The 8,946-nt window shown below is 42.2% G+C and carries 8 protein-coding genes and 1 tRNA gene; 4 read left to right on the plus strand and 5 right to left on the minus strand.

The genetic code is table 11. The features are described 5' to 3' along the window. The first annotated feature begins 83 nt into the window (after nt 1-83). The gene (locus RM347_RS25860) at nt 84-677 is read left to right on the plus strand and encodes a MarC family protein (RefSeq protein WP_322719534.1); all 594 of its coding nucleotides are present in this window, start codon (nt 84-86) and stop codon (nt 675-677) included. Between the two features lie 156 nt (nt 678-833). Here RM347_RS25860 and trxA read toward each other — a convergent pair whose 3' ends face one another. The 5 genes from trxA to RM347_RS25885 all read right to left on the minus strand — a co-directional run bounded on the left by trxA (nt 834) and on the right by RM347_RS25885 (nt 5,126). Continuing rightward, nucleotides 834-1,157, minus strand: coding sequence for a thioredoxin (gene trxA / locus RM347_RS25865; RefSeq protein WP_322719535.1), 324 nt, complete (start codon nt 1,155-1,157; stop codon nt 834-836). A gap of 368 nt (nt 1,158-1,525) precedes the next feature. After that, nucleotides 1,526-2,689 carry a GuaB3 family IMP dehydrogenase-related protein gene (locus tag RM347_RS25870; protein ID WP_322719536.1) on the minus strand — a complete coding sequence of 388 codons (1,164 nt, stop codon included), beginning with the start codon at nt 2,687-2,689 and terminating at the stop codon, nt 1,526-1,528. A 338-nt stretch (nt 2,690-3,027) separates the two neighbouring features. After that, nucleotides 3,028-3,558, minus strand: a complete 531-nt coding sequence (locus tag RM347_RS25875; RefSeq protein ID WP_322719545.1) for a YdcF family protein — start codon at nt 3,556-3,558, stop codon at nt 3,028-3,030. A 363-nt stretch (nt 3,559-3,921) separates the two neighbouring features. After that, nucleotides 3,922-3,995 (minus strand) — tRNA-Arg (locus RM347_RS25880). A gap of 33 nt (nt 3,996-4,028) precedes the next feature. Then, nucleotides 4,029-5,126, minus strand: coding sequence for a tocopherol cyclase family protein (locus RM347_RS25885; protein ID WP_322719537.1), 1,098 nt, complete (start codon nt 5,124-5,126; stop codon nt 4,029-4,031). 2 nt (nt 5,127-5,128) lie between these two features. On the opposite strand from RM347_RS25885, the gene RM347_RS25890 reads away from it, so the two are divergent. From RM347_RS25890 to RM347_RS25900, 3 genes are all read left to right on the plus strand, one after another. Then, nucleotides 5,129-5,767: a J domain-containing protein gene (locus tag RM347_RS25890; protein WP_416211910.1), complete on the plus strand. Its 639-nt coding sequence runs from the start codon at nt 5,129-5,131 to the stop codon at nt 5,765-5,767. Between the two features lie 118 nt (nt 5,768-5,885). Continuing rightward, the gene (locus RM347_RS25895; protein ID WP_322719538.1) at nt 5,886-7,298 is read left to right on the plus strand and encodes a DnaJ domain-containing protein; all 1,413 of its coding nucleotides are present in this window, start codon (nt 5,886-5,888) and stop codon (nt 7,296-7,298) included. Between the two features lie 316 nt (nt 7,299-7,614). Continuing rightward, entirely contained in the window at nt 7,615-8,382 is a 768-nt protein-coding gene (locus RM347_RS25900) for a hypothetical protein (RefSeq protein WP_322719539.1), read from the plus strand. The last annotated feature ends 564 nt before the right edge of the window (nt 8,383-8,946 follow it).

Here is an 8,946-nt window from a genome sequence, read left to right on the forward strand (position 1 = left end):
GATCTTAATCTTCCTCTAGGTTCTAGCAAACTGAGCAAGATAAAGATTAGGTTGTGATCAAACCTTGATAAAAGCTATCTGCTGTGGATATTTCTATTCTCATTCAAACATTTATCGCTGTGTTTGTCTTGGCGGATGCTGTGGGCAATATACCGATTGTTTTAGTTTTGACTAAGGGCATGATGCCAGAGCAAAGAAACAAAGTTATAGATAAAGCAGTTATCATTGCGATCGCAGTTCTTTTGCTATTTGCTTTTGCAGGGCAAGTAATTTTAAATTATTTGGAAATCAGTATCGGCTCTTTGCGAGTAGCAGGAGGACTATTGTTGCTGTTAATTGCTTTGCAAATGCTGCGCGGAGAATTAGATCAGCCGATTATTGAGGAAGGACGCGATGTCGCAATTACTCCACTAGCTTTACCACTGCTAGCGGGACCGGGGACTTTGACAACGGTGATGTTGCTGATGTCAAAATCACAGAGTCCGCATATTGCTGTGGCGATGGGTATCTTAGGAGCAATGTTTATCACTTGGTTGATTTTGCGTTTAGCAAATGTGATTGACCAGTGGATTGGTGCAGAAGGTGGAGTGATTGTGACTCAACTTTTGGGTTTTTTGTTAGCGGCGCTAGCGGTGGAAATTGGTAGTACGGGAATTAGGGAGTTGTTTTTCAGGTAAAAAACTCCTAAAAATATTCTGAGATTTGAAACTGGTATACAAATGTAAACAAGTTTGAGAGGCGAGAAATTTGCGCCTTTCAAACTTGTTTATAAAAATTAACCTAAAGTTAGAACAACATGGATAACTCAAAAGGATTTTATTGCCAATTGAGTTTCAAAGATACTTTTCGAGAGTAGAAGCTAATGTAGTTTTAGGCACAGCGCCGACTACCATATCCACTTTTTGTCCATCTTTAAAAATCATTAATGTGGGAATACTGCGGATACCGTACTGACTGGCAACATTAGGATTTTCATCCGTGTTGACCTTGACGACCTTGATTTGACCTTTGTACTGTTCGGAGATTTCATCGACAACAGGAGCTACCATACGGCATGGTCCGCACCAGGGTGCCCAAAAGTCAACTAAAACTGGTACATCGCTCTCGAGTACTTCTTGCTTAAAACTAGAATCGGTAACTTGTGCGGCTGTTGACATGCCTAAAACCTTCGCCAATAATATCTGAACTTGGTGAAAATTCTACCATAGCAAAAACCTCAGCTTGGGAATGCGAGGATGTACATTTGCAAAGAAGCTCTAGAATTTATTTACAAACATAAGGAACCGCCCGAACAGTAGTCCGGGCGGAGTGTGGTGTGAGGAGTGAACGGAAACATGCGTCTCCGCTATCTCTATTGTAGGCGACATATCGGATTTTTCCAGCAATTGTTTAGGGGCCTGGAAAATTTATTGAAGAATTAGGGATTGGGGAACTCGGGGCCCCCTCTGGGGATAAGGGGCAATGGGGATTGGGGATTAAAATAACTCTCTCCCAGTACCTAGTACCCAGCCCTCAATATCCAGCTTTATTTCCCCATACCCAATTGTTGAGCTTTTTGGTAAACTTTACCCTCGGTTAATAGAGAAGGCGCAATCACAACTTCCACTTGTTGCATTTCTTTAATATTTTTGGCTCCTAAGGTGCCCATACTCGTCTTTAAGGCTCCTAAAAGATTGTGAGTGCCATCATCTAGCCCTGCTGGGCCAATGAGTATTTGCTCTAGGCTACCAGTGGTGGCAACGCGAATGCGGGTGCCACGGGGCAAGACTGGGCTTGGAGTCGCCATACCCCAGTGATAACCCCGTCCTGGGGCTTCTGCGGCTCTAGCAAAGGGTGAGCCAATCATCACACCATCAGCACCGCAAGCAATGCATTTACAAATGTCCCCACCAGTGATTAAACCGCCATCAGCAATGACGGGGATATAGTTGCCAGTTTCCTTGTAGTAATCATCTCGTGCCGCAGCACAATCTGCGATCGCAGTCGCTTGTGGCACACCCACACCCAAAACCCCACGGGATGTACAAGCCGCACCAGGCCCAATTCCCACTAGTACTCCAGCCGCTCCAGCTTTCAACAAATTCAAAGTGACTTCGTAAGTCACGCAATTCCCCAACACCACGGGGATGGGCATGGAACGGCAAAATTCTGCCAAATCAAGTGGTACTAAAGATTCTGGTGATAGATGTGCAGTAGAAACTACCGTAGCCTGTACAAAAAATAAATCTGCCCCAGCTTTTGCCACCGCCTCACCGTATTTACTTGCACCGGCTGGAGTTGCACTCACCGCCGCAATACCACCTTGTTGTTTAATTTCCTGAATACGTTGTTCAATTAATTCCGGCTTTATTGGTTCGGCATAGAGTTCTTGCATTAAGGCAACAAATTCATCTTTCCCCACAGAGGCAATCCGATCTAATATTGGCTCTGGGTCAGCATAGCGAGTGTGAATACCCTCTAAATTGAGAACACCTAATGCTCCTAACTGTGACAAACGTACAGCCATACGAACATCTACTACGCCATCCATCGCACTGGCAATTATCGGGATTTCTCGCTCAATATTGCCAATACGCCACTTAGTATCTGCCAAACTGGGGTCTAGTGTTCTGTTACCAGGGACTAGAGCAATTTCATCTATTCCGTAAGCTCTACGAGCTGTTTTTCCCCGCCCAAGTTGAATTTCCACGCTTTAATTTTTCTCAAATCTGTTTAAGCTAGGGTATCAAATTGTGAGATAAGTTGGGGCGTTTTTTTCCTGAACTACACAACAGATAGATTCGAGTTAGCCAAGCCGCCGCTCGAAACTTTGATGTACGCAAAGTATTCACCAAGCAACCAAATGAGCAAAATTTGTTAATTGGTTTTTAGATTGTGTTGTTTGAGGGTTGGTGTTGCGCTAGTTTTTGGATCATTGTAGTTTCATGTGTCTGTTATTACTTTGTTAATATCACGATTCTTGGCATTAATTGCCTTAATTTGCCTGTATTGAGTTAAGTCAAAATCATGCAAATTCTTACTGATCATTTACCGCTTATTTTTAGCTGCATCCACACCAGTGTAACCAGTTGCTATCCAAAGTATCGCTCTAGCTCCATCACGAATAGATTTTTCAATAGATTCAGGTGGTTTTTCTGAAGGAACGGGCACTGGTTTTAAATAAATACCTCGACTACCCAAAATAATTTCGCCGATGACACAAGCCCTACGCATGTGAAAATCTGAAGTAATCAAATAAACGCTCTTGATGCCGCGAGCTTGCAAATCATCCACCAACGTAGTAAAATTAGTAACTGTATCTACAGCTTCATAGTCCAAGTGTAAACGTTTCGGATCAACACCAGCTTTGATAAATACTCGTTCGGTGAATGTAGGTGGACTCCCGCCCGTAATCCAAATTGGTATATTTGGATGCTCGCGAACGAATTTGGCCGTAAACTTTTCTCGCTCTAAACGTCTCGTTGAACCACCCAAAACTACAACTGCTTGCGGCTGTACAAATTGGTTTTGTACTTCTTTGTATCCCCACCACACGATTATTGGTAGGACAAAAGCCATAAAACGAAAAGATTTACCTGTAAAAAGTAGCTTATTCAAGGCTTAATAACTTAATTTGCTTAATCCAAAATTTTCTCTGGCTAGAAGAAAAAACAATTGATAGTAGAGTAGCAAACTTCCAAAAATCTGACCAAATATAAATTTGGTTGATTTTAGTGTTACAGCGCGATTAAGCGTGCTTGGAGTTTTTCCTCTAATTGATGGATTATCCTAACCTGTATCGGACGATTCATCAAAGGGTTATAACCACTTTATATAGATGGCAGATGGCAATGTAGTGCTTCTCGTTTGAATGAGGTATAAGCTAAGGGCGCACAGCTAGCTGTACGCCCCTCAGAATTGCTATTAATTGTCTGCATACAACGGGACTGGTGCGACTTGAACGCACGACCTGACGCTTAGGAGGCGTCCGCTCTATCCAACTGAGCTACAACCCCAACTGCGAAGCATATACTATTATAGCAGTAGTTTTAGGGAGACTGCCAACAAGTATCCCAAGAGCCGCCGCCTACTTCTAAACCACAAAGAAGACTTTCTGCTTTTAGGATTATTTTAGATTTTCTGCCATTTAGTTCTCGTAACTCTAAATTTAACTTTCCTTGCATAGTGTCTCGGCAACAATATCTTAAACCTTCTGCTGTGGGCGCACGTAAAGGTGTACCAGGTAGATGGGTGGTTCCTGTCAATTCAATTTCGTAATTGGAGTTACTAGCTTTCATTTGCCATCGGCCCCAAGGCTGGATTTCCCACTCTACTTGGGAATTCCAGGGAACGAATTCATAAAACTTGCCTTGGTAGTGCAAGCCAATCATCGCTACAGATTCCATCCACCACAGCACACCCCGCCGTCCACCACCAGCAGTTAATGCTAAGTCAGGTTCGCCTTCAAATAAATTACAATTTATCCAAAACCATTTTTGAGGAAAAGCACCACCCCAATTTTTCTCTCCGTAAGCTGGGGCGTTGGTGAATTCGTAGATTTTGCCATTCCAGTCAATCTTTCCGCTGGCTAGACCGTGAGCCATCAAAATCTGCCATCCTGGTTCAAAAATCTGTAAGAATGAAAGCCAGCCTGCGGTTGATTGCTGAATGCTATTTTTATGTCCCCAACCGTATACTGATTGAATTTCATACTCCCAACGGCAATAATTATTGGTGGCGCGATCGCAAATTATTCCCTGATTCAAGGTGGCTGTGGCTTGATAACCCTCTTGAACATGATGCTCAAACTCTGCTGGCAGGAGGTATAGAGGAGAAATTTGCAAATTAGTTTTACCCCAATGACCTAAACCCAGCACATCTCGACTCCCCCAAAATTTATTGACATCAGGAAAAGTACGGCATAAATACTCATCATCCGGGCCGAGAATTTGGGCTGCACCACCACTATGGGGTTTACCGCCAATAGGGTCTTCAATGGAGTACATAAAGGCGAACGTTTGCCCAATTTCTGGTAACGTGACGCGGTAATACCAGCCTTCAAAGAAGCGGCGACTACTACCATCCCAGTGATAACCAGAATGGGGGGTTTGGGTTGATTGGAGGGGATTTATGGGAATAGTTAACATATATGTATATAGTTGCCGATTTTTTCAGTATGCGCGATGACCTCGATATCAATCATGCTTATGAAATTCTTGGGCTGGAACCCGGTGCATCACAAGCACAAGTGAAGCGAGCTTACCGTCAACTGGTGAAAATTTGGCATCCCGATCGCTTTGTCGATCAAAAGCAAAAGCAGGAAGCTGAGGAAAAAATTAAATCAATCAACGCAGCTTACAACAAGCTCAAATCTGAAAGTCCATCTGAGCCTCCCACTCCTGAAAATCCACTTTCATCTTCGCCTAAAAATCCCCCAAAAATATCTGTCAATCGTTGGGATGCGGAAACTTTCTATACTTTAGGGGTAGAGAATGCTACAGAAGGAAGATATGAGGATGCGATCGCAGATTTTACCCACGCAATTCGTCTCAATCCTCACTATATTGACGCGTATAAATATCGTGGGCTAGTTTGCTCTCAACTGGGATACGAACATAGAGCCGCTTCAGATTTAAATAAAGCTGCACAAATAGAACAAGAGTTAAGAAATCCGGGCGCTGCACGGACATTACGCTCACCTAGATATGTATCAAAACCTAAACCTGTGGTAGAAAGATTTTGTCAGAGGATAAAAAGTTTACTACGACTAAATCGACGTTGGAGATAAAAAGCGAATATAGTTTAAGACGACTTCAGACGGCGATACATACCTTGAGTTAGAGAATACTTATACTGGGGAATACTAAGTATAGTAAGATTTGCCCTGATTTCTTAGTATTCCCAGTATGAGCGATAGCTTCGATATAAATCATGTTTACAATATCCTTGGGTTAAAACCAGGTGCATCTGTTGAGGAAGTCAAGCAAGCTTATCGCCAGATGGCTAAGGCTTGGCATCCAGATTGTTTTCTCGAACCACAGCAAAAGCGAGAAGCAGAAGAAAAAATCAAAGAAATTAATCAAGCTTATGCAAGGTTAAAATCTTATCAGCCAAGTGAGACAAATCAATCTGCTTCCACTTCGATTAAAATTGATTTCACTCCATCCAATGCTGAAAGTTTCTACAAACTGGGCATGGAGAAAGCTCAAAAAGGAAAATATACTGAAGCAATTGAAGACTTTAGCCAAGCAATTCGTCTTAACCCTAACTACTTTGAAGCCTATAAATATCGAGGGCTTGCTTGCTCAAAACTGGGATATGAAAATAGAGCTTGGTCAGATTTCAAAAATGCCAGAGAACTGGAACTGAAACAGAAAAAAGCACCACCCAAACCTGCATCGCCGCCACCAGCTAAATCACAGTCTCAACCTTCACCGTGGAAATGTGTACACATTCTGAGTCATCTGAACTGGGTTTTTATAACTGCAATCAGTCCAGATGGGCAAACTATGGCTAGTGGAAGTAGTGATAATACTATCAAGATTTGGCATTGCGACACAGGTAAATTACTACATACTCTTACTAGTCATACAAAATGGGTAAGATGTATTGCCTTTAGCCCAGATAGCCAAACTCTGGTTAGTGGCAGTGATGATAGCAGCATAAAGATTTGGGAAGTGTCTACAGGTAAGTTACTCAACACCCTTAAAGTACATTCAACCCCAGTTTTTTCTGTAATCATTAGTCCGGATGGTCAGACTATCCTGAGTGGCGGTAAAGACACTACTATCAAGATTTCCCATATAGAAATGGGACAATTACTGCAAGTCCTCAAAGGTCATTCCTGCTTGGTTTTTTCCCTTGCTATTTGCTCAAAGCAGCAGACTTTAATCAGTGGTAGCGCAGACAATACCATTAAGCTGTGGAATTTAAAAACTAAGAAACTGTTGCAAACTCTCAACGGGCATTCAGGTTGGCTGACTTGTGTGGCCATTAGCCCTGATGGGCAATTTTTAGCTAGTAGCAGTTATGACCAGACTATCAAGTTATGGAACATCAATACAGGTAAGCTAATTAACACATTTGCCGGACATCACAACTATGTTTGTTCGGTCGCTTTTAGCCCCGATGGTCAGCATATTGCTAGTGGTAGTGCAGATTATAGTGTGAAGTTGTGGCACGTTAGCACTGGACAAGAACTTTACACTCTTGGCAAGCATTCGGATTGGGTTAACTCTGTCGCTTTCAGTCCCAATAGCAAAACCCTGGTTAGTAGTAGTCGAGACATGACCATTAAAATTTGGCGCTGCGATATCTAACAACAAATTAAAAATTTAGATAATTGCAGCAAATCCTAGATGTTTTTATCAATCCATTAACTGACAGCATAATAACATCCATCTTTGGGATACTCTTTCTCTTGATTAAGTATTAACATCCTGAAGATTAAGTATTAACTCCCTGGAGATAGAGCCACTTGTTTAATCGCAGAGGTTATTCTGAGAATTACCAACAGTTGAGTAGCAAATAAAACTCAATATTTATCAGCAACATATATTTTCAGTTCATTAAAACCTCTTGTTTTTACAAAGCTTTAGTTTGTCAATATCGTATCGAGGAGTTAAATCAACAGCTATGTCTATTCCCAATGAACGCGAAAGCAAAAACAGTGAAGTTAGACAAGAATCTTACACTGATACTAATGGTAATACTCACACCCACCTGACACGAACCACTGAAACGCTCAACAATAGCACAGCTAATCCTAACTCTTACCAAAACGGTTACGTACAAGGTCGAAATAGTGAGCGTAGCTACCAGCAAGCTGATTTAGCCGAGCGTGACAATGACAATGCTAGTCGTGGTTTGCTGTTGGGTATTATTGTTACTTCCCTGGTTAGTTTGGTTGTAGGTGGGGTCTGGTACTTCAGCCAGCGCAATGATGCAGCCGTTGACACTACTGTGCCCGTCGTGGTTCCTGTACCGACTGATAGTAGTCCAACCCCCAGTGCATCTCCTCAACCACAAACGACAATAATCGAAAGAACTAGGGAAGTACCTGTTCCTGTACCTGTTCCTGTTCCACAACAGCAGGTTGTACCTCCGTCTGCACCTCCTCGCCAACCGGATATTAATATTACTGTTCCACCCCAGCAGCCTGCGGCAGAAAAAGCGCCTTCTGTAACCCAGCCAACTCCCAATGCGACACAGAGTCAGACTACGAGTCCAACTAGTAAGACTCCTAGTTCGCAGGACGATACTTCTACTAATACCGTCGCTCCAGGTACAAAAAGTGATAGCTCTAAAGTTACTCCACCTGAAGGAGTAGACAAGTCAAACAGTACATCTAATAGCGGTTCTTCTACCGCAGGTGATACTACTACAGGCGGTTCTGGTCAATAACTGCTTCTGAATTTTCAGCCCACTTGATAATGCTGGCATTAACGCCAACATCTAACAAGTGGGACAATTTTTAAGCAATATTTCAGAATTGTTGCGATAAATTAATGCTACTCAAGTTTAGTAAACGTGTCTTGTGGCTGAAAAAACATAATGCTAGATTAAGAGCAAGGTACAAACAGGTTAAAAGTTAAACAAAAACTTTCAAGTTAGAGCCTGTACCTCCTGCTCTAATGTTCTTGCGATCGCTCTGAAGTTGTGACATCCATTGAATGTGTTTTTGCCTTGAGTTCAATGAGTTGTTTTGGAGGTTTTAAGACGCACAGCCAGAAAATGCCTGCCTAGTTGGAATATAAGGATGTGCAATTCTGAGTAAAGCGATCGCGAATAGTGTCCACCTTAGTTGAGTTAGGGAGCATCCACTTTTGGAAGATATACAAAATAAGAGAGAATGTAAAAGGAGATAAAAAGAGTGCATCAACTACTATGAGCCAAGATAGAGAAGAACAAATAAAAGCCTGTGTAAGGGAACTGGCAAAATTACTATATGAAGAAGCGGATAAAAGT

The sequence above is a fragment of the Nostoc sp. ChiQUE02 genome, assembly GCF_034531305.2.
GTDB lineage: Bacteria > Cyanobacteriota > Cyanobacteriia > Cyanobacteriales > Nostocaceae > Nostoc.